This window comes from Flavobacterium sp. KMS (assembly GCF_000813005.1).
Lineage (GTDB): Bacteria > Bacteroidota > Bacteroidia > Flavobacteriales > Flavobacteriaceae > Flavobacterium.
On the sequence record NZ_JSYP01000011.1, the window covers coordinates 266393 to 289548 of the forward strand.

22 protein-coding genes and 1 tRNA gene are annotated in these 23156 nt (G+C 33.2%); 11 read left to right on the forward strand and 12 right to left on the reverse strand.

Annotated elements, in window-relative coordinates; all coding sequences use genetic code 11:
- Window positions 1-43 precede the first annotated feature (43 nt).
- The 6 genes from OA93_RS12830 to OA93_RS12855 form a co-directional block, all read right to left on the reverse strand.
- The gene (locus OA93_RS12830) at window positions 44-481 is read right to left on the reverse strand and encodes a retropepsin-like aspartic protease (protein WP_039113700.1); all 438 of its coding nucleotides are present in this window, start codon (window positions 479-481) and stop codon (window positions 44-46) included.
- The gene (locus tag OA93_RS12835; protein WP_039113702.1) at window positions 433-3096 is read right to left on the reverse strand and encodes a CHAT domain-containing protein; all 2664 of its coding nucleotides are present in this window, start codon (window positions 3094-3096) and stop codon (window positions 433-435) included. The genes OA93_RS12830 and OA93_RS12835 overlap by 49 nt, the downstream gene beginning before the upstream one ends.
- Window positions 3097-3284: 188 nt before the next feature.
- Window positions 3285-5237: a PKD domain-containing protein gene (locus OA93_RS12840; protein WP_039113703.1), complete on the reverse strand. Its 1953-nt coding sequence runs from the start codon at window positions 5235-5237 to the stop codon at window positions 3285-3287.
- 182 nt (window positions 5238-5419) lie between these two features.
- Entirely contained in the window at window positions 5420-6412 is a 993-nt protein-coding gene (locus OA93_RS12845; protein WP_039113705.1) for a hypothetical protein, read from the reverse strand.
- Window positions 6413-6489: 77 nt separating this feature from the next.
- Complete coding sequence (locus OA93_RS12850) at window positions 6490-7074, reverse strand: hypothetical protein (RefSeq protein ID WP_039113706.1); 585 nt, start codon at window positions 7072-7074, stop codon at window positions 6490-6492.
- A 72-nt stretch (window positions 7075-7146) separates the two neighbouring features.
- A complete protein-coding gene (locus tag OA93_RS12855) occupies window positions 7147-7446 on the reverse strand; it encodes a hypothetical protein (protein ID WP_039113707.1) in 300 nt (99 codons plus the stop codon).
- 130 nt (window positions 7447-7576) lie between these two features.
- Here OA93_RS12855 and OA93_RS12860 point away from each other — a divergent pair, with 130 nt between their 5' ends.
- From OA93_RS12860 to OA93_RS12885, 6 genes are all read left to right on the forward strand, one after another.
- Window positions 7577-8161 (forward strand): sigma-70 family RNA polymerase sigma factor, encoded by a 585-nt coding sequence (locus tag OA93_RS12860; RefSeq protein WP_039113709.1) that lies wholly within the window; start codon window positions 7577-7579, stop codon window positions 8159-8161.
- A gap of 2 nt (window positions 8162-8163) precedes the next feature.
- Window positions 8164-8895 carry a tetratricopeptide repeat protein gene (locus OA93_RS12865; protein WP_039113711.1) on the forward strand — a complete coding sequence of 244 codons (732 nt, stop codon included), beginning with the start codon at window positions 8164-8166 and terminating at the stop codon, window positions 8893-8895.
- 369 nt (window positions 8896-9264) lie between these two features.
- Entirely contained in the window at window positions 9265-10908 is a 1644-nt protein-coding gene (locus OA93_RS12870) for a S41 family peptidase (protein WP_039113713.1), read from the forward strand.
- Between the two features lie 609 nt (window positions 10909-11517).
- Window positions 11518-12297: a TatD family hydrolase gene (locus OA93_RS12875; RefSeq protein ID WP_039113715.1), complete on the forward strand. Its 780-nt coding sequence runs from the start codon at window positions 11518-11520 to the stop codon at window positions 12295-12297.
- 65 nt (window positions 12298-12362) lie between these two features.
- A complete protein-coding gene (locus OA93_RS12880; protein ID WP_039113716.1) occupies window positions 12363-13499 on the forward strand; it encodes a 1-acyl-sn-glycerol-3-phosphate acyltransferase in 1137 nt (378 codons plus the stop codon).
- Complete coding sequence (locus OA93_RS12885; RefSeq protein WP_039113717.1) at window positions 13489-14520, forward strand: asparaginase; 1032 nt, start codon at window positions 13489-13491, stop codon at window positions 14518-14520. The genes OA93_RS12880 and OA93_RS12885 overlap by 11 nt, the downstream gene beginning before the upstream one ends.
- 88 nt (window positions 14521-14608) lie before the next feature.
- Here OA93_RS12885 and OA93_RS12890 read toward each other — a convergent pair whose 3' ends face one another.
- A complete protein-coding gene (locus OA93_RS12890) occupies window positions 14609-15841 on the reverse strand; it encodes an MFS transporter (RefSeq protein ID WP_039113719.1) in 1233 nt (410 codons plus the stop codon).
- 90 nt (window positions 15842-15931) lie between these two features.
- On the opposite strand from OA93_RS12890, the gene OA93_RS12895 reads away from it, so the two are divergent.
- The 4 genes from OA93_RS12895 to OA93_RS12910 all read left to right on the forward strand — a co-directional run bounded on the left by OA93_RS12895 (window position 15932) and on the right by OA93_RS12910 (window position 18733).
- Entirely contained in the window at window positions 15932-16804 is an 873-nt protein-coding gene (locus OA93_RS12895) for a LysR substrate-binding domain-containing protein (protein WP_039113720.1), read from the forward strand.
- 60 nt (window positions 16805-16864) lie between these two features.
- A tRNA-Ser gene (locus OA93_RS12900) sits at window positions 16865-16951 on the forward strand.
- A 377-nt stretch (window positions 16952-17328) separates the two neighbouring features.
- Window positions 17329-18108 carry a GGDEF domain-containing protein gene (locus OA93_RS12905; RefSeq protein WP_082001816.1) on the forward strand — a complete coding sequence of 260 codons (780 nt, stop codon included), beginning with the start codon at window positions 17329-17331 and terminating at the stop codon, window positions 18106-18108.
- A gap of 217 nt (window positions 18109-18325) precedes the next feature.
- Window positions 18326-18733, forward strand: coding sequence for a hypothetical protein (locus tag OA93_RS12910; protein ID WP_039113723.1), 408 nt, complete (start codon window positions 18326-18328; stop codon window positions 18731-18733).
- A gap of 184 nt (window positions 18734-18917) precedes the next feature.
- Here the strand turns inward: OA93_RS12910 and OA93_RS12915 are convergent, their stop codons facing one another.
- Window positions 18918-19301, reverse strand: a complete 384-nt coding sequence (locus tag OA93_RS12915) for a helix-turn-helix transcriptional regulator (protein ID WP_039113724.1) — start codon at window positions 19299-19301, stop codon at window positions 18918-18920.
- A gap of 206 nt (window positions 19302-19507) precedes the next feature.
- On the opposite strand from OA93_RS12915, the gene OA93_RS12920 reads away from it, so the two are divergent.
- On the forward strand, window positions 19508-19684 hold the full coding sequence (locus OA93_RS12920; RefSeq protein ID WP_039113725.1) for a MarR family transcriptional regulator: 177 nt from the start codon (window positions 19508-19510) through the stop codon (window positions 19682-19684).
- 89 nt (window positions 19685-19773) lie between these two features.
- On the opposite strand, the gene OA93_RS12925 is transcribed toward OA93_RS12920, so the two are convergent.
- The 4 genes from OA93_RS12925 to OA93_RS12940 form a co-directional block, all read right to left on the reverse strand.
- Complete coding sequence (locus OA93_RS12925) at window positions 19774-20394, reverse strand: hypothetical protein (RefSeq protein WP_039113727.1); 621 nt, start codon at window positions 20392-20394, stop codon at window positions 19774-19776.
- 24 nt (window positions 20395-20418) lie between these two features.
- Window positions 20419-20925: a GNAT family N-acetyltransferase gene (locus tag OA93_RS12930; RefSeq protein ID WP_039113728.1), complete on the reverse strand. Its 507-nt coding sequence runs from the start codon at window positions 20923-20925 to the stop codon at window positions 20419-20421.
- 74 nt (window positions 20926-20999) lie between these two features.
- A complete protein-coding gene (locus tag OA93_RS12935; RefSeq protein ID WP_039113729.1) occupies window positions 21000-21965 on the reverse strand; it encodes a nitrilase family protein in 966 nt (321 codons plus the stop codon).
- Window positions 21966-22221: 256 nt separating this feature from the next.
- The gene (locus OA93_RS12940; RefSeq protein ID WP_039113730.1) at window positions 22222-23049 is read right to left on the reverse strand and encodes an AraC family transcriptional regulator; all 828 of its coding nucleotides are present in this window, start codon (window positions 23047-23049) and stop codon (window positions 22222-22224) included.
- Between the last annotated feature and the right edge of the window lie 107 nt (window positions 23050-23156).

Genomic DNA, 23156 nt, shown 5'->3' on the forward strand with positions numbered 1-23156 from the left:
ACGAACAAATTAGTGACAATTAGTGAAATTCGTGTTCGTTTTTTTATTGCAGATATACATAATGATTGTAATAGTCGATAATCGCTTTGCCCTGAAGCAAAACATCAGCTCCAATAATGCCATGAACAGGTCTTGCTTTGTATTGTCGTAAAGCTTCGTTTACGTGCGAAAGGTCAAAAATTACTAAAGCAAAATCCGAATCTTTCCAAGAACCAATTTGTAATATATTGTTAGACGCAGTTTGGGTAAGCATTCCTGTAGCTCCAGCTCCGGCAGCTTTAGTTTTTGAAGCTTCGGCACCCAATGCAAAACGTTCTATGCTCTCAAAACCTACACAAGTATTAGAAGCTCCAGTATCTAATATAAAATTCCCAGAAATACCATTGATTTTGGCTTTTATTAAGAGGTGTTGTGTTTTGGTAACTTTGAATTTTATTTTTTTGTATTTCTCTTTTTTGAGAACTTCGTGAAGGTTTTCCATTTTTGGTACTGATTGAATATCAAAAATAAACCAATTACAGCCAATAAACTAATGATGTATAGCATATAATTTGTTGATTTCTCTTCAGTAGAAATTGAACCATAATATACAAAAGAACTCCAGTAATAAGGAGATTTCTTGGCATTAGGAATTGATTTGTTATTTAAAAAATCAAGTTTGGCATTGGTATTGGCTTCAAAATAAGGAATATCGTTTTTGATGTTTTTATAAAAGTCAGCCATGAAAACCGATGTGGTATAATCATTTACTTTCCATAACGAAAACAATAAGTTCTGAGCTCCCGCAAACTGAAAACCTCTTGCGACGCTCATGGCACCTTCGCCTTTATATAATTTTCCGATTCCTGTTTCGCAGGCACTTAAAACGACTAAATCAGGATTTAGGGTAAGATTATACAATTCGGAATACAGGATTTCCTGGTTGTAGAATTTGATACTTGCCGGAGTTTCGACATCACCCGAAGAAGCATGTGTACTTAAATGCAAAATGGAATATTGGGAAGCATTGTTCTTAAAGTTGGTAAAAGTAGCATCAGAGTTCTCAAGAAACTTGCCTTGAAAATTACTTTGTATTGATTGTAACTCTTTCTTGGAATAACTTAATTCATACGCTGTTTTCTCGAAAACGGGAAAAATACCCAAAACTGTTTTTGTAGAATTTGAAATAGGCTTTGCGTTGATATAAAAATTAGCCGAAGTAGTATAGGCAATCTTAAAATCATTTAGCAAATAGTGCATTTTGGCAAAATTGGTTGTATTCGATTCTTGAGTAATCAAGGCTTCAAAAGGCAGAAAATTAAGGATTCCGTCGGGAACAATAATGAGATTTTTATAGATTACATTTGAAGGTAATTTCAATAAATTATAAACTTTTTTTCCATAATAATTATATCCCGAAATGTCATTTGTAATGGCTTCAGCAGTGCTGAAATAATCAACAAATTTAACAATTTCAAGCATAGCTTTATGTGCGGTATAAATATGACTAAAACTGATTCTCTTGTTTTGTAAAGTGAAATAAAACAAATTTTCATTTCCTGTAAAATAATAAACCATTACAGTTTTGTCTTTCTCTAATTTTGAAAGCAACTCTTTTAAATCACAATTTTCAGGAATATAATGTGGGTTTTCAGATTGTATTTTTTTTAGCGAAAGCATCAGTTCATTTTGTTCTTTTATAAGCTGATTTATTTTTGAAATATTAGCTAAATCTCCTTTTTGCTGTTCTTTTATAATAGTGTTATTTGCATTTTGAAATTGTTGTATGATTTGTTTTTCTTTCGCAGAAGCGCTTTCAATATTCGAACGATAATTTTTTAAAATTCCAGACTTGGTTTTTTCGGCCAATTGAAAAGCTTCGTTTAAATACTGTATTTTGCTTTCTTCTTTATACAATCGATCATAAATCAAAAGACATTTTTCGGTACGATTTCGGGCTCTGATTTGGGTAATGATCTTCGAGTTTTCATAAATCAAGCCATTCATTACTAAATCTTCGATATGAGAAGAAAGCCGGAATGCTTCAAGTGCTTCTTTAGGATGGTTTTGTTTAAGAAATAGTTCCGCCTGCAAATCTAAAACATCAATTAAAACTGTTTCGGCATACAATTGATTTTGTTTTGGAAGAGTATTTTTTGAATTGTAATTCGGAATTAAGATTTTAAAAATTGCCAAAATCTGTTTTGAATTTTCATCATATCTTCCTTCGTCAAAAAGCAATAAAGCTTTTTCATAATAAAGTTTTGCTACTTTTCGTGGCTGTTGATTTGGAGTTTTAAAAAACAGCTTTTCAGCCTTTTCTAAATAGGAATCCGCAACTCCAAATTGGTGTCTTTGACGATTGAGCGTTGCCAGATTTCGATAAGAATTGGATAAAGTTTCTGATTGACCTTTCTCATTTTTGAGATAATTTTCAACCAATTTAAAAGCATTTTCGGCCTTATCATAAATTTCAGGTCGCATCAAATTCCCTACTGAACTCAATAAATAACTATTCCCTAGATTATTGTATAAAATTCCTTTTTGAGTATTAGATAATTTCTCGGTCTTTAAGGTACTTTCGAGTAAATCTATTGCCGATGCACTTTTGCCAGAACTGAGGTAAACATTGGATAAATTAAGAATTGCTGCAAATTTTTGTTTCTGTGCTTCGGGATAATTTCTGGATGTATTAACGATAAAGAAATATTGTTTTATGGTATTTTCGGCATTATCATAATCGCCCAAAATGGTATATAAATTGCCTAAAGGTTTCAGGCAATATTCGATAATGTCATAATCTTTCAGTTTGTTTTTCTCGTAAATCTGCCAGGCTTTTTCGTAACTAGTAATTGCTTTTTCTGATTGTCCGAACTGATTTTCATAATAGGCTTTGTTGCAGTTTAAAACTACGATGGCGAGTAACTCGTCTTTGGTTTTTGGGTTTTGGTTTTTCCAAAAAGAGGTTTCTGTATTTGTTAGATTTTGTAATGCTTTCGCAGAAGGATGCGCTATAAAAGAATCAATTGCAAGATATATTTTGTCTTCCTGACGTTGCCCGAAAACATTCAGACCTGTAAAGAAGAAAATTAAAATATATAAGCGAGTTAATTTCATATTAGTTAAGTATTGTAGGCTAAAATTAACCATGTAAGTTATTTAAGGTCATATAATTTTGTGCATATATTGATTTAACTTAAATGTACTTATATCACTTATATGGTAGAATAACCGTGCCATTCGTGGTAAACCTTTTTCTTTGTGTATCTCTGCGAAAACCTTCGTGCAACTTCGCGGAATAACTCTTAAAACCTCCAAATTCCATAAAACTGGAAATAATTAAAATTCTGTTCAAAGTTTATCACATAACGCATACCTAAACTCGGACCAATTCGGGCAAAACCAGCCGTTAAGTCGAATAAAAGACCAGTTTTAAAATCGGCGAATGAGTTTTTAACTGTGTTTGATTCCGTTTTGGTGTCCAATAAGTATTGATCAGTTCCACCCTCAAAAGTTTCTATTTTTATTGTTTGAGTTTGCTCTTGTGAAACATTAATATTGGCTTGTAAACCCGCACCAATTCCAATGTAATTATTAATGTTGTAGCGAATAAGAACGGGAATTTCCCAGTTGACGTTTTTATTTTCGGTACTTGTTGTCATACGCTGAAATTGTTTTACTCCATTTGGGTTTATACCAATTCCTTCTCTTGTTGTGACACCGCTTTCGTATTTATTTATCGCATTGAGCCACTCGGCTTGCCAGTAAAAGCGATAGGATTTAAAAGGCGAAATGGTTGCACCTACAAAGTAACTTGTCGATTTATCTAAATCGGGATATAGATTATAACCTGCTTTTGCGCCAATAGATATTCCGGGTAAGAATCGGGTAGTGGCGTAATTAGTAATAATGGGTTCGTTTTTATCGAATATTATGGCAGTTCGACTTCGGGTTTTTACTTTATGAAAGTCATCGCCAAACTTCATAGAATATTTTACAAAACCTTTGGTGCTATCTTTTTCTTTTACATTTTTTTGTTCACTTCCGGGTAAATAAATATTCTTGAAAGTAAAGAAGATTTGATTTTTTTTGATAATTGTATCTAAACAGCTAGTTGTGGGGATTTCGTCTTTGGGACAAATCGGGCATTTTGGGTACATATCTTCTATCTGAAATGTTTTTTTGTCGAACATATCCGGAATATCAGTTTCGAGTCGGATCATTCTGGCTGGACCTTCGCCGTTGTTCTGGAAACGGGTTTTAAAATTGACTCTCTTAAAACGCACTAATCTGTAATTCATAAAACTTCCGTTAGAACCCATTTTGTTTGGATCGTGAGAAGTCACTATTTCCATTTCCAGATTTTTTATTTTATGATTTTTATAGCTTCGGTTAGGAACAAAAATTCCGCGCATGGTTACGGTTGCGCTGGTATCTTTAATCATTTCGGGAGTAGTTTTGAAAGTGTAAAATACATTTCGGGTTTCGCTCGGATTGGCATCGTCAAATTCCAGAACCGAAACATTATGATAGGTTTTATTTGCTTCTAATAATGATGCATCGAGATTTTCTTCGGTGGTTGTATTTCGGTATTTTTTAGTTCTAATGCTGTTTTCGGTCGAAGCCAAATAGGTTTTGGTATCATCAAGATCATTGACAGAAGCGACTGTGTTTTCTTTTACTTCGCGTTCGTTTGCATAAGTTCTAAAATCGACCAGTTGGAAATTGTTGTCTTTAAATTGTTTCTCGTTGTAAAAAAGATAGAGTTTTCCGCTGGAAACATAGTTTTCCAGATTTTGATAACTTACTACAACTACCATTTCCTGATCGGGTATTGGGTCACAATTTTTTAGGATTGCAAATCCGTTTTGGTCTGCTATCGAGGCAATGTCTTTGTAGTTAGTATCGGTAATATCATTTATGGCAACTTTTTTAGGTCGTGTTGCGGGTGGTTTTCCGTTATCGTAATTGTTGGTTACCGCAAGTTTTGTGGTATATGTTCCTTTGTTTTTGTAAACGTGTTTGGGTTCGGCAGCTTTAGAGTAATGTCCATCACCAAGTTCCCATAAATAAGAATAGCTAGGCTTTGGTGCTCCAGCAATAGGAATTAATGGTGGGGTTTCGGGTTTGAAACTTACCAGATTTCCGCTTACACTATAACCAATATTGGCTCTTCGGGTTATAGTATCTTTTACTTTGGTTTGTGAGAAAGAGTATATAGATAAAAGAAGAAAGAAGATAGATGATAGTGGTTTCATAACTAGAGTTTTTTAGCCCTGATGGGAGCGGCATCCTTTTTCTTGTTTCTTTAACAAGAAAAAGATAGAGTCGGACAGCAGGATTAGCTTCTTGAAATTATCAGAATACGTTTTAAACTGGATTAAATGTAAAAAAAAGTGATGAGCAAATCATCACTTTTTCTTAAAAAGAATTTTGTAAGTTACTGAATAGCATTGATTGCCGCTATCAGTTGAGCTTCGGTGCCGACTGTTGTTTCGGCTAGTGTAAAAGTGTAAACATCATTGGCAGCAACTGTAACTGCTTTGATAGCGTAACGCCATTGGCCATTATCCTCGGTAACAAATATTACGTGGCAAGCAAGTCCAATTGGGATTTGTCCGTAGTGTTCGCTGAATAATCCTGCTGGTGTATAAGTGTCTAGTTTTGCGAGTGCATTTGTTCCTTCGCCATCGTATGATAAGTAAACAGCGCTATTGTTGTTATCGTATCCTTGGGGAGCATCGACAAGAAGAGTTGTTTTAGGTCTTGGGTCGTAATAAAAACGGTCTACGTTTGTCCAGCCAAAGCTTCCGAAATGAACATAATAATTACCTCCTTCGGCTTGAACTCCATCTTTGCCTCCATTTCCTCCTGCATCTGGTTTAGGCTGTTCCCATGCTAATTCTCCGTTATCATCGATTACTCCTTTCCACAAAGTCATAGCATTATCTACACCATTGGTTAAGCTTGCAGGAACAATCATGTTCATGCTACAAGTTGTTTTAAGTTCGACTCCGCCTTGTGTGGCTTTAATAAAGAATTCTCCGCCTGAGATCAATAAGTTTTTCTTTCCGTCGGGCATAATTCCCATTGTAGGTTTGTTTGAGATAAGCATGTTGCCTTTGTCAAAAAGCTCAACGTATTCGATATCGACTACTCCAGTTACAGGATTTCCGTTTTTGGTAAGGCAATCTCCATTAATGGACAGTTTAACTCCTTTGGCAGATGTTAGGGTTACAACACCTGTTCCGGCTGTGAGGGTAAAATTTTGTGTATTTTTTTTAACTCCTTTTGTGCTGATGCTTTTAAATGCTGCGGCAGATGGGGGAAAAACAAGATTACCGCTGTCGCTGTTGTCATCGCTATTGTCGCAACTTACGAAAGTGATTATTGCTAAGAATAAAAGTCCGATTGTTTTAAAATTTGTGTTCATGATTTCTAGTTTTAATGGTTGTTATAGTTATAGATGTTTTGGGTTAAAAATTTGTTACCCCTGTTTTTGGTTTATTTTTAAATTACTTTAAAACCAAGGGCAATATATGGTTGTGCGTAATTAGGAACTGGACCTCCGGCACCATGAAAATTGGAACTTAAGAAAACGACATTACCTTGAGTTATAGGATAGGGCACTGTTGTAAAAGGGTTTTTTCTTAAAATACGTCCTACTGTTTGATTAAGTACTGTGTAACCAGGCAGGATTGTTCTTTTTACGGTAATAATATCACCTGAACTCACTGGTACTGGAGTTATTGATTGATAATCTAATGTGGTTTGAGAAAAAGTATGAATGCCTGTATAGGTAACACTAGTGGTTGTGTTTGTAACTTCCATAGTATAACCACCTGTGTAAGTGGTTGGATTTTGATATCCTACGGTGCAAATTTCTCCATTGGCATTAATCTGGATTGTATATTCGTGTGTTTCTAAATCCATTGATGTAATGTCGTCATATCCGTTTGCGGTTGTAAAAGCTGTTGTGATAAGCGTAGAGACATAGGTTGAGTCGCAAACATTATTTGTTGGGTCATTGTCATTATCGCAACTCAAGATTGTAAAAGCAGCGATACATAATATTAATGTTGGTAGTGTTTTCATGATTTCTAATTTTTAAAGGTTTTTATAGTAATAGATGTTTGTAGTGGAATAATTGTTACCCTGGTTTCTGATTTATTTATCAAGACATTTTTCTTCAAATAGATTTCCATCTTCGTCTAAGGCAACAAGAATATTTTTTTTCTTAGAAAGGGTGATGATTAGATAAAACCAAACAATCGACCATAAGCCCAGAGTGGTACAGGTAAAGAATAGATGTAGGGAATGGTTTATTTCCTTTTTTTGTTTGGATAAAACTACATAAGGCAATTTTTCATTATGCTCAACAATTACAAAACCATTTCGGATTTTGGTAGAAAGCATCTTATGAAATTGGTCTAAATTTTTCTCGTTTATAAATTGATAACTTTCCATTTCTCTTAATTTTTTAATTGTTTTAAAAGACTCTTGTTTTGGTATATCAACTTGATTATATAATTGTTACCCCTTTATTTGATATTTATTTTCAGATTTTTTTTACATTAGCTAATTAAAAAGTCATTTTATGAGCCAAACTAACATTCATCCTGATCAAATGTATATTGAAGGGCTTGCTGCAAATGATTCGGCGGTTATTCAGTCTATCTATAAAAAGTTTGTTCCTAAAGTGGTTTCATACATAATGAACAATTCTGGCGATAAGGATCAAGCGCAAGATGTGGTTCAGGAAATAATGATTTTGCTTTTTAATCAGGCTAAAGCCAATGTCTTACAATTGACTTGCCCTTTTGATGCTTATTTTTTCTTGTTGTGCAAAAGGAAGTGGCTTAATGAATTAAAAAAAACATCAAATAAAGGGGTAACAATTAACGAAGACGCAGCATCTATAAATGAATCTGCACACGAATTGGTTGATCAAACCGAAGAATTTGAAGAGAAACAGCAATTGTTTGACGCTATGTTCCAGAAATTAGGAGACAAATGTCAAGAATTACTAAAACTGAGTTTTACAATAAAATCGATGGAGGAAGTGGCCGAGAAACTAAATGTGACTTATGGCTATGTTCGCAAAAAGAAATCGCTTTGTATTGGTCAGTTAACAGTATGGATTCAGGAAAGTAAAAACTTTAAATCTCTAAAAAATAAGTAGTCATGAACGAAGAACGCTATATATTATTCGATCAATATCTTCAGGGAGAAATGACTGTTGAAGAAAAAAATAGTTTTGAAAAACAATTAGCCGAAAATCCAGAATTTGCTTCGGCTTTTGAAACTTTTAAAACAGTAAATCTTCAATTGGAGACTAAATTTGGATATGAAGAAGAAAGAGAAGAGTTCAAAGAAAATCTAACTCGTATTTCTAATACCCATTTTGATAAAAAGAAGAAGAAAAACAAAGCAGTATCTTTAAAACCTTGGTATTATGCAGTTGCAGCTTCTGTAGCGGTTTTAATTGGTTTGTTCTTTTTTAATTATGATTCGAATCCCGTTTTTGAGGATTTTAATCATCCCGATCAAGCTACTTTTACCGAAAGAGGAGATACAAATATTGCTCTGAAACAAGCCGAAGTAGCATTTAATGCCAGAAAATATAAAGATGCGATTCCGCTTTTTGAGGAAATTCTAAAAGAAAACAAAACGCCCGAGATTCAATATTTTTATGGTGTTGCATTATTACAAGAAAATGAGTTTGAGAAAGCCGAAGCTGTTTTTAATGAATTAAAAACCGGAACATCTGTGTATAAAGACAAAGTATTATGGAATCTTGCTTTGAGCAAATTAAAACAGAAAGATTATAAATCGTGTAAAGATATTCTAGAAACGATTTCTCAAGATTATGAAGGTTATGATGATGTACAAGATCTCTTGAACGAATTGGATTAGAGCGATATTTCGCTAAAGACACAATGAGGTTACACAAAGATTCGCAAAGAGTTAAAATGCTTTGCGAATTTTTTTGTAGAGTTACTTGTGTGTGGGACTTCTACTACGCTCATTCTGATAAGATTGCGAATAGAAAAATCTGTTTTTGTCTGCGTTTTCGCTTTTGCGAATCCGTTTCATCCGCGTTCTATTCACCGTAATACTTCTGAGACTTCGATTTTGCCTGTAAAGCAATGATAAACAAATTTAAAGCGACATTTTTTGTCGCTTTTTTTTGTGATTGTAATCAAATTTAAATTTTAAGTTCTAAATTCGATTTTACAAATACCCTAACCTCAACCTATTTATAATTTTAAATTTATTTACTGAATGCAAAAAATTACCCTATTAATTCTTCTAGTAATTTCACAAATCATATATGCACAGACTAAACTTACCGAAACCGAAAAACTAGTCGGAACTTGTAAAGTATGGGGCTTTTTAAAGTATTACCACCCAAAAGTAGCCAATGGAGATTTTAATTGGGATAATCAACTTTTGGAAGTCTTACCAAAAATTGAACAGGCAGAAACTAAAAAAGAATTTTCATTGGTTTTGGAAAACTGGATTGATAATCTTGGCGCCATAAAAGAAATTGCACCGATTACACCTCCAAAAGAGGTTGAATATTTTGATAAGAATTTTGATTTGAGCTGGTTTAATAACAAGCTGTTTTCTAAAAAGCTTTCGAAGAAATTGAAATTTATTGAGGATAATAGATTTCAGACCAATGAGGAAATAGGACCAGGATATAATCCTTTTAAAAACGGAAATTATTTTGATCTTAAGTACGATAATAAAAATTCAAAAATTTTATGGATGTGTATGTATTGGAATTTAGTAGAGTATTTTTTTCCTTACAAGTATTTAATGGATCAGAAATGGGATGTGACTTTAGAAAAAACAATTCCGCTTGTTCTTGAATCTAAAAATGAAGATGATTTTTATACAGTAATAAGAAAAATGGCAGTTAAGCTTGATGATAGCCATGTTGAATTTGCGATTTATAAACAGGGTAGGTTTGAAGATGACAAAAGATATTTTCCTGCTAGCTGCAAAATAATTGGTAACAAAATGGTTGTTATGGAAATTTTAGGTGATAGTCTGGCTCAGGCAGATGGCATAAAAATAGGAAGTGTAATTACGAAAGTAAATGATAAAACAATTAAGGAACTTATCACAGAATATAGAGATTTATATTCAGCTTCAAATGAACCAGTACTTTTGGATAAGGTAGTTAGAAAAATTTTATCAGGCTATTCAGATAATGTGAATGTTGAATTTTTTGAAGAAGGAAAATACATAACTAAATCAATGACATGGTTTAATTATCATGATTCTCATAGAAATGAGTTTATGAAGGGAGCAACGAAAAAGAAGGATAAGTTTAAGCTCTTGGATAATAATATTGGTTATGTGAATATGGGAGTTATAAAAGTTAAACATGTTCCGGATATGATAGAAGCATTAAAATCTACCAAAGCAATTGTTTTTGATATGAGAAATTATCCAAACGGAACCTATGAAGAAATCGCTAATTTTTTAAATGCTCACGAAGAAAATTTTGCAATTTATACCTATCCTGATTTTAGTTATCCGGGAAGATTTAAATGGACAGAAGGAACAAATTGTGGGACTGAAAACAAAGATAATTATAAGGGGAAAATTATTGTATTGCTTAATGAAGATTCTATGAGTCAGGCTGAATGGACAGCGATGTGTTTTCAAACTGCAGGAAACACAACAACTATAGGAAGTCAAACTGCTGGTGCTGATGGAAATGTAACAGAACTTGATTTTAAAGAATTTCATACAAGATATTCAGGAGTTGGAGTTTATTATCCTGATAAACGCGAAACACAAAGAATCGGAATCGTTCCCGATATCGAAGTTAAACCTACGATTGAAGGGATTCAGAAGGGGAAAGACGAGGTTTTAGATAGAGCTTTAGTATTTATAGAAACAGGGAAATAGTATTTAGAGAATAAAAAATCCGTTTTTGTCTGTGTCTTCGCTTTAGCGAATCTGTTTCATCTGCGTTCCATTTACCACAATACTTGAGGATTGTAATTGCAGTGATTATTCGTGTTGCAAGACTTCTCCCGTCCCGACGCTTCGGGATCGGGACGCTCAGTCTGACAATATTGCGAATAGAAAAATCCGTTTTTGTCCGCGTTTTCGCTTTTGCGAATCCGTTTCATCCGTGTTCCATTTACCACAATACTTGAGGATTGTAATTGCAGTGATTATTCGTGTTGCGAGACTTCGACTCCGCTCAGTCTGACAAGATTGCTAATAGAAAAATCCGTTTTTGTCCGTGTTTTCGCTTTTGCGAATCCGTTTCATCCGTGTTCCATTTACCACAATACTTGAGGATTATAATTGCAGTGATTATTCGTGTTGCGAGACTTCGACTCCGCTCAGTCTGACAAGATTGCTAATAGAAAAATCCGTTTTTGTTCGTGTCTTCGCTTTAGCGAATCCGTTTTATCCGCGTTCCATTCATCGCAAAATTCGCTTATTGTAATCAAATTGGGAAAGTTTTTAATATTGTCGTAATTTTGGGCTTTTAAAATTATAGAATTGAACCCAACAACAATTATTACCGATACACATACACATTTATATTCAGAAGAATTTGACCAAGATAGAGGTGAGATGATTCAGAGAGCAATTGATGCAGGTGTCTCTCGTTTTTTTATTCCTGCTATCGATGCAGCCTGCACACAATCAATGTATGATTTAGAGCAAAAATACCCAGATAATGTATTCTTAATGATGGGTTTGCATCCCACTTACGTGAAAGATAATTATCTCGATGAGCTAAAACATGTAGAAACGGAATTAGCAAAACGAAAATTCTACGCAGTTGGAGAAATCGGAATTGATTTATACTGGGATAAAACCCATTTAAAAGAACAGCAAATTGCTTTTAGAACTCAGATTCAATGGGCAAAACAATATAAATTGCCAATCGTAATTCATTGTCGTGACGCTTTTGATGAAATTTTTGAAATCCTGGAAGAAGAAAAATCAGATGATTTATTTGGTATTTTTCATTGCTTTACGGGGACTCATGAGCAAGCATTACAGGCGATTTCTTATAATATGAAACTTGGAATCGGCGGAGTGGTGACTTTTAAGAACGGAAAAATTGATCAATTCTTAAATCAAATCGGCTTAAAACATATTGTTCTCGAAACCGATTCGCCATATTTAGCACCAATTCCTTTTCGCGGAAAGCGAAACGAAAGTAGTTATTTACTGAACGTTGTATCAAAATTAGCCGATATATATGACGTTTCTGAAGAAGAAATGGCAGCAATAACTACTCAGAATTCAAAAGACGTTTTTGGGATTTAACTTAGAACGTATGATACTTTAATTTTTTTTTTGTTCATTTGTCCACTTAAAAATAGATATTTATAATGCAGAAATTTGATGCAATTCGACCGTTTTATGATTCAGAAGTAAATGAAGCCCTTCATGGTGTAGCAAATCATCCTATGATGAAAGCCATGATGAACTTTTCATTTCCAGAGTTAGACGACGAAGTTTGGAAGGAACAATTGAAGAGAACTCACTCTATTCGTGATTTTCAATGCAATTTTATTTATCAGACAATTCAAAAAGTTCTCGAAAGAAGTTCAGAAGGATTAACAACTTCAGGATTCGAGAAACTAGAAAAAAACACTTCTTATTTATTTGTTTCTAATCATAGAGACATTCTTTTAGATACCACATTATTAAATGTTTGCTTGTTTGAGCATGGTTTGGTAATGACCGCTTCGGCAATTGGTGATAATTTGGTTAAAAAAGCCTTCTTGAATATTTTGGCTAAATTAAATCGTAATTTCTTGGTTCTACGTGGACTTTCGCCTCGTGAGATGTTACAAAGTTCTAAATTGTTAGCAGAGTATATCGGACATTTATTGTTTCGTGAGAATCGTTCGGTTTGGATTGCACAACGTGAAGGAAGAACCAAAGACGGAAATGACGCTACAAATCCTGGTGTTTTAAAAATGTTAGGAATGGGATCGGATGAAGCGAACCTAATGGATTATTTCAAGAAAATGAAAATAGTTCCAGTTTCGATTTCATACGAATATGATCCAACCGATGCTTTAAAAATGCCACAATTAATGGCAGAAGCGAATAACGAGATTTATATTAAAGAAAAAAATGAAGATTTCATGACCATTTTAAGTGGTATCATGGGAACTAAAAAAAGAATACACATTTCAGTAGGAGATGTTCTGGATAAAGAAATTGACCAGATTGCTGCTGAAAATGACAATTCGAATAAACAAATCCAAGCATTGGCACAAGCTATAGACGATTCTGTATTGAAGAATTATAAATTATGGCCAACCAATTTTATTGCCTACGACATTTTAAACAAAACCGATAAGTTTGCTCATTTGTATAAAGAAAATGAGAAATTACTTTTTGAGCGTCGTTTAGAAATGCGTATTGGTAGTGATAATCCAGTTACAAGACAAGGATTTTTATCTATGTATGCTAATCCTGTAGTTAATAAATTAAAATACCAAGATGTCATCTAAAGCCAAAATACTTTTAATCTATACCGGAGGAACTATCGGTATGAGTAAAGATTTTGAGACTGGAGCGCTCAAAGCCTTCAACTTTAGTAAATTATTACAAAAAATTCCTGAGTTGAAACAATTGGATTGCGAAATCGAAACGGTTTCATTTGATACTCCAATTGATTCATCGAATATGAATCCTGAAGAATGGACAAAAATCGCTGTGATTGTCGAAGATAATTACAATTCTTTTGATGGTTTTGTAGTTCTTCATGGATCAGATACCATGTCATATTCGGCATCGGCATTGAGTTTTATGCTGGAGAATTTATCTAAGCCTGTGATTTTTACCGGGTCGCAATTGCCAATTGGGGATTTGCGAACTGATGCCAAAGAAAATCTTATAACAGCGATTCAGATAGCTTCACTTCAGCAAGACGGAAAACCTGTTATCAATGAAGTTTGTTTGTATTTTGAATACAAATTATACCGTGGTAACAGAACTTCTAAAGTAAATGCAGAACATTTCAAGGCTTTTACAGCTCCAAATTATCCTGAATTGGTAGAATCTGGAGTACATTTAAAATTAAATTCACATTTGTTTTTGCCTATAAAAACGTCTTCGAGATTAATCGTTCACAAAAAATTAGACAATCACGTTGCTATAATAAAAATGTTTCCGGGAATGAGCGAACCAGTTTTGGCGGCAATATTGGCAATTCCAGACCTAAAAGGAATTGTTCTGGAAACGTACGGTTCTGGAAATGCGCCAACTGAAGATTGGTTTCTTAATGCTATTAAAAAAGCTATTCAGTCAGGTTTACACATCATAAACGTAACACAATGTTCAGGCGGAAGTGTGAATATGGGACAATATGAGACAAGTACTGTTCTTAAAGAACTTGGCGTAATCTCCGGAAAAGACATCACAACCGAAGCTGCAATTACAAAACTGATGTATTTATTGGGTCACGGAATCGAAGCCGAAAATTTCAAAACTGTTTTTGAAACTGCTTTACGCGGAGAGATTTCGTTGTAAAATTTTACCCAGTTTTTTGTCATTTCTGTAAATGAACAAGATCATGGATAGACAATTGGAATTTGGAATTTTTTATATTGGTTTTTTTTTAATTTTTATAACGAACAGAGCAAGTTTCTAAATCTTCTTCGCTACTACGGTTTTTATAATACACGTACACTATTACCGAAAGAATGCATATTACACCTTGAATGGCGACTGTATTTCTAGTTCCTATAAAATGTGATAGATACCCAATTATCAAACTTCCCACAGGAATCATTCCTTGGTATGCCATAAGATAATAACTAATACTTCTTGATCGCATATGCGTAGTACTTTGAGTTTGGATGTATATGTTTATCGATGAGGTTTGTGCCATCATTCCCACACCGCTTAAAGCCATGCAAATAAGCGCTACAGTTAAGTTACTTGAATAAGCTAAAATAATAATGCTAAAGCCTAATAATAAACTGGCTGCAATCATTATTTTATTCATGTTTTGGGATGTTTTTAAATTAGCCAGATAAATAGCTGATAAGATAGAACCAATTCCGGCAGCACTTTCAAACCAACTAAAGGTTTGCGCGTTTCCGCTAAAAATATCCTTGGCAAAAACAGGCATAAGCGTATTGAAAGAAATTACAAATAAACTACTGCACATTAACATTAAGAGCATTTTTGCCATTTCGCTTTCTTTTTTAACGTAATCCCAACCTTCTATAAAGTCTTCCAGCATTTTAAGTTTGTCGGTGGCTTTAATGTGAGGTGTGATTTTCATCATTAATAAAGAAATTAATACTGGAATATAACTCAGGAAGTTTCCAATAAAACAGATGTCTTCGCCATAATTGTGCAAAATAATTCCAGCCAAAGCAGGACCAGCAATTCGGGCAAAATTGTTTAGGGTGGAGTTTAAAGCTACTGCATTTGGTAAATCTTCTTTATTGTCGACAATCTCAACCATCATAGTTTGTCTGCAAGTCATGTCGAACGCATTTATGATTCCTTGTAATAAACTCAGCCCTAAGATATAGTTGATGTTGTATATTTTTAAATAAATAAGTAAAGCCAATGCTCCGGCCTGTAGCATTGCCAAAGATTGTAATACAATCATACTACGATGTCTGTCGTAACGTCCAATAATACTTCCGGCGAGAGGAGCAAGGAATAAAGACGGAATCATGCTTAAAAACGTCGTTAATCCTAAAAGGAAAACGGAACCTGTAACACTATAAACCATCCAGCTTACGGCAGTTTTTTGTAGCCATGTACCAATTACGGAGACCGATTGTCCGTAAAAGAATAATTTGAAGTTCTTTGATTTTAACGCTTTAAACATGATTGTGAAACTTTTTTACAAAGTTCGGAATTATGTTTTCATTAGAAAAATTAATAATTTTACTGATAATAATTACTTTTTCTAATCGATATGGAAATTTTTCAACTTGAATATTTTATTAAAACCGCCAAAACACTTCACTTTACAAAAGCTGCCGAATTGTGTTTTGTAACGCAATCTGGATTATCGCAACAAATAAAAAAACTAGAAGAAGAACTCGGAATGCCTTTGTTTGTTAGGATTGGAAAAAAAGTACAGCTTACAGAAGCAGGTTCCGTATTTCTGATTCATGCTAAACAAGTTATAGAAAACGTTGAGAGCGGAAAGCAGGCGATTGATGATTTGAACCAAATGATTGGCGGAGAACTCCGAATTGGGGTTACGTATATTTTTGGGCTTTTGGTTTTACCAATTGTCGATTTGTTTGCTAAAACATATCCGCATTTAAAAATTGTTGTCGAATACGGTACAACAGAGCCTTTGGAACAAAAACTTTTGAATAATGAATTAGATTTGGTTTTGGTTATTTCTTCTAACGAAATAAAACTTCCTTTTCAAAAATTCCCATTGTTTACATCAAAGTTAGTGTTGGCAGTTTCAAAAACGCATTCATTAGCCGTTTTAGACAAAATTCCCTTTAAGGATATAGAAGATCTTCCGCTTATTTTACCCGTAAAAGGATTTAATTCTAGAGAATTTCTTGATGAATTGTTTTTAAAAAATAATATGAAACCTAAAGTTTCTATTGAGTTAAATGCAGTTCAGGCATTATTACGATTGGTGGGCGATGGCTATTGGGCAACAATTGTAACCGAGAAAGCCCTAAAAGGCTGGGACAATATAAAAGCAATTAAGATTACGGGAGTCGTGACTAAACGAGATTCGTTTATGTTAACGATAGAAGGGGCGTACCAAAAAAAGGCAGTAAAATTATTTATAGAAGAATTTAAAAAAAGTATGTAAGGATTACTCGATTTTATTTTATTAACTCGTTTTTTTTCGTGTTATTTGCAAACCTAATTTAGAGAGGTGTCCGAGTGGTTGAAGGAGCTAGCCTGGAAAGCTAGTATATGGGTAACTGTATCGTGGGTTCGAATCCCATCCTCTCTGCGATAAACGCTGATAATCAGTGCTTTGAGGTATTTGCGCCCAATTTTACACCCAGAAATGTAGAATTGGGTTTTTTTATGGGTAAATGTGGGAGTTAATTTCCTAATTAGTGCGATTGTACCTTTCATACTTTTCCTAAAACTTAAATTTTCTACGTTTTTCAGAATGGTAGATTGATAAGTGAACGATTTAGATAGGTTCTAAAAATGCTTACCATTACAAGTTTGTAAGAAAAACTTAGTACATTTGAAAGTGTGTAAAACGAAACAAACCTTCATCTATCGTACCTAATTTGGGTGTATATGCGAAGGTTTGTTTCGTATATATACAAGTTAGCTGCAATCCTAAAAAAAACAGAGAAAAATAAGATATTTAAAATGAAGGAATATTTAAAAAAAACATATAAAAAACTAAAAGAAGATGTATTAGCAAAAGCGATTTACGATATTTTAAAATCAATATTAATTGCTTTAATAACTTATTTTATTTTAGACGAAATCCCAAAAGGAACAACTTTCGGAGGTTTTTTAAACAAAGAACTAACATTTAATATTCTACAAATTTTAATAACAATAACTTTTATTATTATTTCAACAATTTTTATTCAGTTTCTATTAAATAGAAAGAGATTTTCAACAATCAAGAAAGACTTACATACTGATGAATTAACAGGAATCCCAAACCATAGAGCTTTAGGTCAAGATTTAAAAAATACAATAGAATGGGCAAAAGCTAAAAAAATGCCTTTTTCTATTATACTTATGGACATAGACAATTTCAAAAATTTAAACACTGAATTTGGACAATTAGTTGCTGACAATATCCTTGTCAAATTTGGAACATTATTAAAAGCAGACAATAGACTTACTGACACGATATACAGACAACATTTAAAAGGTGATGAATTCATTTTTATAACAAAAGAAACAATTTTAGAAAATGCAGTAAAAGCTGCAAACAGAAAGAGAGAAAATATTGCAAAAACAGGAATTAAAATTCAAAATATATCGCAAGCATTTAATATAACCGTTTGTTGTGGCGTTGTGGAATTTAACTCCGAATTAGACACGGAAGCAATAATTTTAGAAAGAGCATTTGATGCTATGAAAAATGCAAAAAATGAGCCTAATAAAAATGCAACCGCATCTTTGATATAAGATTTAATGAATAATTTAAAACAAAAAAGGGCAGCAGCTAACAGCCGTTACACGAGATTTGGGCATTAGGCTGAATTTAAAAATGGTCTTGTATTTGGAAGATTTAGCAAATCCGAAAAATAGGGCTTAATTTAGTCCAAAACTCACTTTAGTACCAGAACGTTACCTGAAATTTTTGAAAACGAAACTAATATTAAGCATATATAAAATAGTATTCATGGAAAACCTCGCAAAAGGATTTGTTAAATCTACTGTAAACCAAGTTGGAAGAGACGGTGCAGAATTAATCAATAAAACAGAATATATTGGAGTTAAATGGTTTTGGGCGTTTTTATTATCAGGGTTAGTTCCAGTAATCGGTGCTTGTATAGTCATAATTAGGGGGGTTATTAATTTAAATAAAAAACATAAAATTATGTATCAAGCAGGAACGCAAGCAGTTTATAAAAAGGATAGGAGATTTACAACTGGAAAAAAGTTTTTAGGTAATAAAGATGTAAAAACTCCAGTAAAAGTAGAAATAACTCCAGACCGTGAAAAAAATAACAGAATCAAAGCCATTGGATATTTAAGTATTGGTTTTGTTGGACTATTTTTTTACATCTATTTGTATTGGATAAAATAAAACATTAGGTAACAAGGGGTTTTCAAAATGGCGGGTTTAGTGCAAGTTTCAAGTTCTGTTCTTTGGTTGAACTTTTATGCAAAGTTGAAGTTCAACAAAAGAATGAAATCATTTCTCAACACTAATTATAAAACAAAAAAGAGATTTCAAATTTGAAATCTCTTTTTTGTTTTATATAAAGGCTTTACTTCCCTTTTATTAGTTTTTCCAAATATTCATTTTTATCCTTTTCAGCCTGAACTAAACGTTCGTAAAGTTCGACAACTTTGTCTAAAGGATTAAAATTGCAATAATTACCAGTATTAAAAACTCCGTTATCATAAATGTTATTAAAATAATTAATCACATTTTCTTCTGAGAAGTTTTTAATTGCTTCAACTGTTACTCCAAGAGCTTTTGCTACTTCTTTAAGTTTCTCTTCGTCTATGTTTTCGCTGTTTTCTATAGCAGAAATTGCTTGCTGATTTGTTCCCATAGCCTGTGCAAGTGCTTCTTGTTTCATGTCTTTAAGTTCACGAATACGGCTTATTTTACGCCCTATATGATATGGTTTTATTGTTGCGCTCATAAATCAAAGATATTTAAAATTTTTAAAGAAAATAGATTTTAGTAAAAAACAGGCTTGTTTTTGTAAGATACGGTTTTCATTATGTATGCAAAAATACAGTTTTTAAGATGATTAATTAAAACACAATCCATCAATTTTCAAAAGCAGTATCTGATTTTTATAAGAAAATATTTATTATTTTCACATTTTACCAAAATATAGAAATTATGGAAATCAAAAATCAAGTATTAGATGCGATAAAAAAAGCTGAACAGCCTGTAAATGCTGGAAAAGTAGTTGAGTTAACTAAACTAGAACGTAAAGAAGTAGATAAGGCAATGAAAAAATTGAAGGACGAAGGCTTAATAGTTTCTCCTAAACGTTGTTTTTGGGAAGCAAAATAAGTTTGAAAAATAAATTTTAGATTTAATCCAAAAACCCTTGTGAAGTTTTATTCACAAGGGTTTTTGTTTTTTATATATAACTTAGAAGTTTATCCTAACTCAATTTTCTCAAAGTTAGGCGTAAAGGCTAGTAAATCTGTAAACAAGAGTTTGTTATCTCTAGTTTCGTAACTCCAGTTTATGAATTGTAAATAATGGGAACGATCATTATTGCCTAAACTACTTCTGTTGTCCAAAAGGTCTTTACAGTTTTTATTGTCTAACCATTCAAAAATTTCTGTAAACGTTTTACCTTCTTGTCTTATAAACGAAGCCAGTTCTGGAAGAATAGATTTTGTTTCTTCAGAAATATGAATGTTTAATCCATATCTCGATTCAAATTTTGAAATGCTATACTTGTCCAAATCTGTTATGAATTTTGGATTTAGCTTTAATTGTTCTTCAATAGTGGTTTTTTCTTCGGCAGATATTGGTTTCAAGAATGTGCTTGAGCAAAAGTCTGTTCCTACTTGCTTTTTAAATTTTGAATTAAAAAGACGTTTGAGTATTACCAAAGGTTCATCCAGAGTTCCAATTTTATCATTTGTTATAACACCAACAAACGAATGATATTCTTCGAACTCAATCGGAACAAATTTCTCAATCCTGTGTATTCCTTTTGCATAGGATTTAACCCATTGCCCAACCTCAAAATCTTTATGTGCATTCATAATCTGAATTGATATAATTTAAAACTATAATTTAATCTCAAACAAACTAAAAGAACCTTCTTTGTAATGCTCAGGTAATTCGCTAGTCCACTCGATAACGCTAACGCCTTTGAAATCAAAACCACAACTCATGTAGTATTTGTTTATTCTTTCGTTTCCGCTATGTGTGTCTAGTCTTATGTATTCTTTACCATTTTCTTTGGCATATATTTTTACCCATTCTATGATTTTTGTAACATAAGAACGACCTCTAAATTTTGGGTTTGTAGCAATACGATGAAGATATACAGCAGGATCTTGAGCAGCTTCTTTCCAGATAATCAAGTCATTAAAAGTAAGCACAAATGTACAGGCAACTTCCCCTTCATCTTTGATTATAAAATGGCGGTCTTCGGCGATTTCTTTCTCTATTAATGCTTTTTCAAAACCTCTCCAGCTTTTATTATTTACTGTTTTTTGATAAGACGTAGCTTCATTATAAATATCGAAAACGGCATCGATATCTTCATTTGTAGTTTTAAAAAATTCCATTGTAGTGTTTTATTCTGTAGATTAATCAATTTCCCAAAGATAAATCTTTCAATAGTTTTAAACCTGTAAAATTATTAGTTTTTACTTTTTTCGTCGGTGTTTAACCAAACCACATTCTGTTCCGATTTATGTTCTTGACCAATAATATCTCGGTATAATTCTGGTCTTCTAGCTTTTATGTAACGATTTCCACCAGCCTGAGTGCATTTTTCGGGAGTAATTATGGCTGTTGCAAAAGAGTCATCAAAAGAACGGCATTCGGCGATTACATCACCAAACGGGTCAATAATCATGGAACAACCATTTTTTAACTGGTCATCGTCCATACCAATTGGGTTTGAGAAAACTGCATAGATGGCATTATCATACGCTCTTGCCGGTAACCATTTCATTAACCAATCGCGTCCTTTCATTCCGTCAAATTCCAATCGTAGCGAAGTTGGGTCGGCTTCACGGTTCTCCCAAAGTTGAGGTGCTACAAAACCAGCGCCAGGTCGGGTAGAAGGAGTACACATTGTTACGTGTGGCATAAAAATAATATCGGCACCCAAAAGTGTTGTTGCACGTACGTTTTCGATTATGTTATTGTCGTAGCAAATTAAGATTCCGCATTTCCAACCCTTGATTTCAAAGATGCAATAGCTATCTCCGGGTGTTAAGTAAGGATTTATAAACGGATGTAGTTTTCGGTATTTGGCAACCAAACCATTTTTATCTACACAAACATAAGCTTTGAATAAATTATCGTTCTCGTCTTTTTCAAAAAGTCCAGCTAATATTACAATATCATTCTTTTTGGCTATTTCTGTAAGTTTTAAGACGCTTTCTCCGTTTGGGATAACTTCTGCCAGATTCAGCATTTGTTCTTTCGATAAATGCCTTGCAAATGTATATCCGGTTATAGAGCATTCGTGAAAAGCAATTACATCACAACCCTCGCTGGAAGCTTTTTGCGAAAGCTTATCAATTACAGATAAATTATAGTTTTTATCGCCACTTTTATTCTCAAACTGAGCTGAGGCTATTTTTAGATTTTTCATATTATACGCTATTAATTTTAGACAAAAATAGCGTTGCCGAGAATTTACAAATTGTATAAAACCGACATTTTAATCTGTGACGAAAAAATTAACCGCAAAGGGCGCAAGGATTTACGCAAAGGGCGCAAAGTTTTTAACTTGTGTTAATTTGAGTAATTGCTTCGCCTGTTCGCACTTTCAGGCTCGGGTTGTGGTTAATTTTTTTAAATTCATTTAATCCTTTAATCTGTGGCTAAGAAATTAATCGCAAAGTGGTCTATGAATTTTTAGCAGTAACAGTTTCTATAAAGTTATTGGTTAGTTTCCCTGCATTATACAAATATTCTCTGGGAGTCATTCCGGTATGTTTTTTAAATTCTCTTATAAGATGAGATTGGTCTGAGAATCCTGCGTCATAAGAAATCGTGGTGAGATTTGTATCTTCCGATTTATTCTTGAGTAGTTTTAAAAAGCCATGAATCTTTACAATATTGCCAAACTTCTTTGGATTTAATCCAACGCATTCTGTAAATTTTCTTTCGATATGTCTTTCGGTATAACCTGTATAATCAACTAATTGTTTGAGTGAAAACTGCCCTTTGCTTTTAAAAATGTAATCTAATGATGCTGCAGCAATCAATTGGTTAGACATTGGTTTTTTCGCTTCAAGCGTTTTAAAAAAATGATTTAAGAGGCTTAACTTCTCCTGAATAGTCGATTGTTCGGATAATTTTTCCTGAAGTTCAATTCCTTCCAATCCAAAAATATCATCTATGGTGATTATAGTATCACGGAGTTCGCTACTTGTAATTCCTAATAATTGGTTGATTCCGTTTGGTTGGAAAACGACAATTACAATCGACATTTCGCTACCCGAATAAATGTCTTTAAAACCATTTAGTTGCCCATATATAAATGAGCTTGGCAAGTAGTTTTGCGCTTCATAATTGTTGAAACCCGAAATAAGTTTACTTTTTAAAGAGAACACAACGCCAGTATTACCATCAGAAAACAAACGTAGTTTCTGAGTATCATTACCTTTATTTTCTAAAAAAAGATAGTGTTTGATATAAGGTGATAATTCCTTTGGAGGTAAAACTTGCATGGTTTTGTAATTGCAGCACGTTATGAGCCATAGCCTGATGCAAAATTAACTATAATTTCCGAACTATGGTTTTTCGGCTTCTTTTGCTTTTGAATATTGTAGAAAAT

What these genes read in the sequence shown, in the direction of transcription:
- OA93_RS12905 (WP_082001816.1), top strand. Translation starts at nt 17,329, where the DNA reads ATGAAGGAATATTTAAAAAAAACATATAAAAAACTAAAAGAAGATGTA.
- OA93_RS12850 (WP_039113706.1), bottom strand. Translation starts at nt 7,074, where the DNA reads ATGAAAACACTACCAACATTAATATTATGTATCGCTGCTTTTACAATC.
- OA93_RS12855 (WP_039113707.1), bottom strand. Translation starts at nt 7,446, where the DNA reads ATGGAAAGTTATCAATTTATAAACGAGAAAAATTTAGACCAATTTCAT.
- OA93_RS12915 (WP_039113724.1), bottom strand. Translation starts at nt 19,301, where the DNA reads ATGAGCGCAACAATAAAACCATATCATATAGGGCGTAAAATAAGCCGT.
- OA93_RS12830 (WP_039113700.1), bottom strand. Translation starts at nt 481, where the DNA reads ATGGAAAACCTTCACGAAGTTCTCAAAAAAGAGAAATACAAAAAAATA.
- OA93_RS12930 (WP_039113728.1), bottom strand. Translation starts at nt 20,925, where the DNA reads ATGGAATTTTTTAAAACTACAAATGAAGATATCGATGCCGTTTTCGAT.
- OA93_RS12865 (WP_039113711.1), top strand. Translation starts at nt 8,164, where the DNA reads ATGAACGAAGAACGCTATATATTATTCGATCAATATCTTCAGGGAGAA.
- OA93_RS12840 (WP_039113703.1), bottom strand. Translation starts at nt 5,237, where the DNA reads ATGAAACCACTATCATCTATCTTCTTTCTTCTTTTATCTATATACTCT.
- OA93_RS12895 (WP_039113720.1), top strand. Translation starts at nt 15,932, where the DNA reads ATGGAAATTTTTCAACTTGAATATTTTATTAAAACCGCCAAAACACTT.
- OA93_RS12890 (WP_039113719.1), bottom strand. Translation starts at nt 15,841, where the DNA reads ATGTTTAAAGCGTTAAAATCAAAGAACTTCAAATTATTCTTTTACGGA.
- OA93_RS12910 (WP_039113723.1), top strand. Translation starts at nt 18,326, where the DNA reads ATGGAAAACCTCGCAAAAGGATTTGTTAAATCTACTGTAAACCAAGTT.
- OA93_RS12845 (WP_039113705.1), bottom strand. Translation starts at nt 6,412, where the DNA reads ATGAACACAAATTTTAAAACAATCGGACTTTTATTCTTAGCAATAATC.
- OA93_RS12920 (WP_039113725.1), top strand. Translation starts at nt 19,508, where the DNA reads ATGGAAATCAAAAATCAAGTATTAGATGCGATAAAAAAAGCTGAACAG.
- OA93_RS12885 (WP_039113717.1), top strand. Translation starts at nt 13,489, where the DNA reads ATGTCATCTAAAGCCAAAATACTTTTAATCTATACCGGAGGAACTATC.
- OA93_RS12935 (WP_039113729.1), bottom strand. Translation starts at nt 21,965, where the DNA reads ATGAAAAATCTAAAAATAGCCTCAGCTCAGTTTGAGAATAAAAGTGGC.
- OA93_RS12835 (WP_039113702.1), bottom strand. Translation starts at nt 3,096, where the DNA reads ATGAAATTAACTCGCTTATATATTTTAATTTTCTTCTTTACAGGTCTG.
- OA93_RS12925 (WP_039113727.1), bottom strand. Translation starts at nt 20,394, where the DNA reads ATGAATGCACATAAAGATTTTGAGGTTGGGCAATGGGTTAAATCCTAT.
- OA93_RS12880 (WP_039113716.1), top strand. Translation starts at nt 12,363, where the DNA reads ATGCAGAAATTTGATGCAATTCGACCGTTTTATGATTCAGAAGTAAAT.
- OA93_RS12870 (WP_039113713.1), top strand. Translation starts at nt 9,265, where the DNA reads ATGCAAAAAATTACCCTATTAATTCTTCTAGTAATTTCACAAATCATA.
- OA93_RS12860 (WP_039113709.1), top strand. Translation starts at nt 7,577, where the DNA reads ATGAGCCAAACTAACATTCATCCTGATCAAATGTATATTGAAGGGCTT.
- OA93_RS12940 (WP_039113730.1), bottom strand. Translation starts at nt 23,049, where the DNA reads ATGCAAGTTTTACCTCCAAAGGAATTATCACCTTATATCAAACACTAT.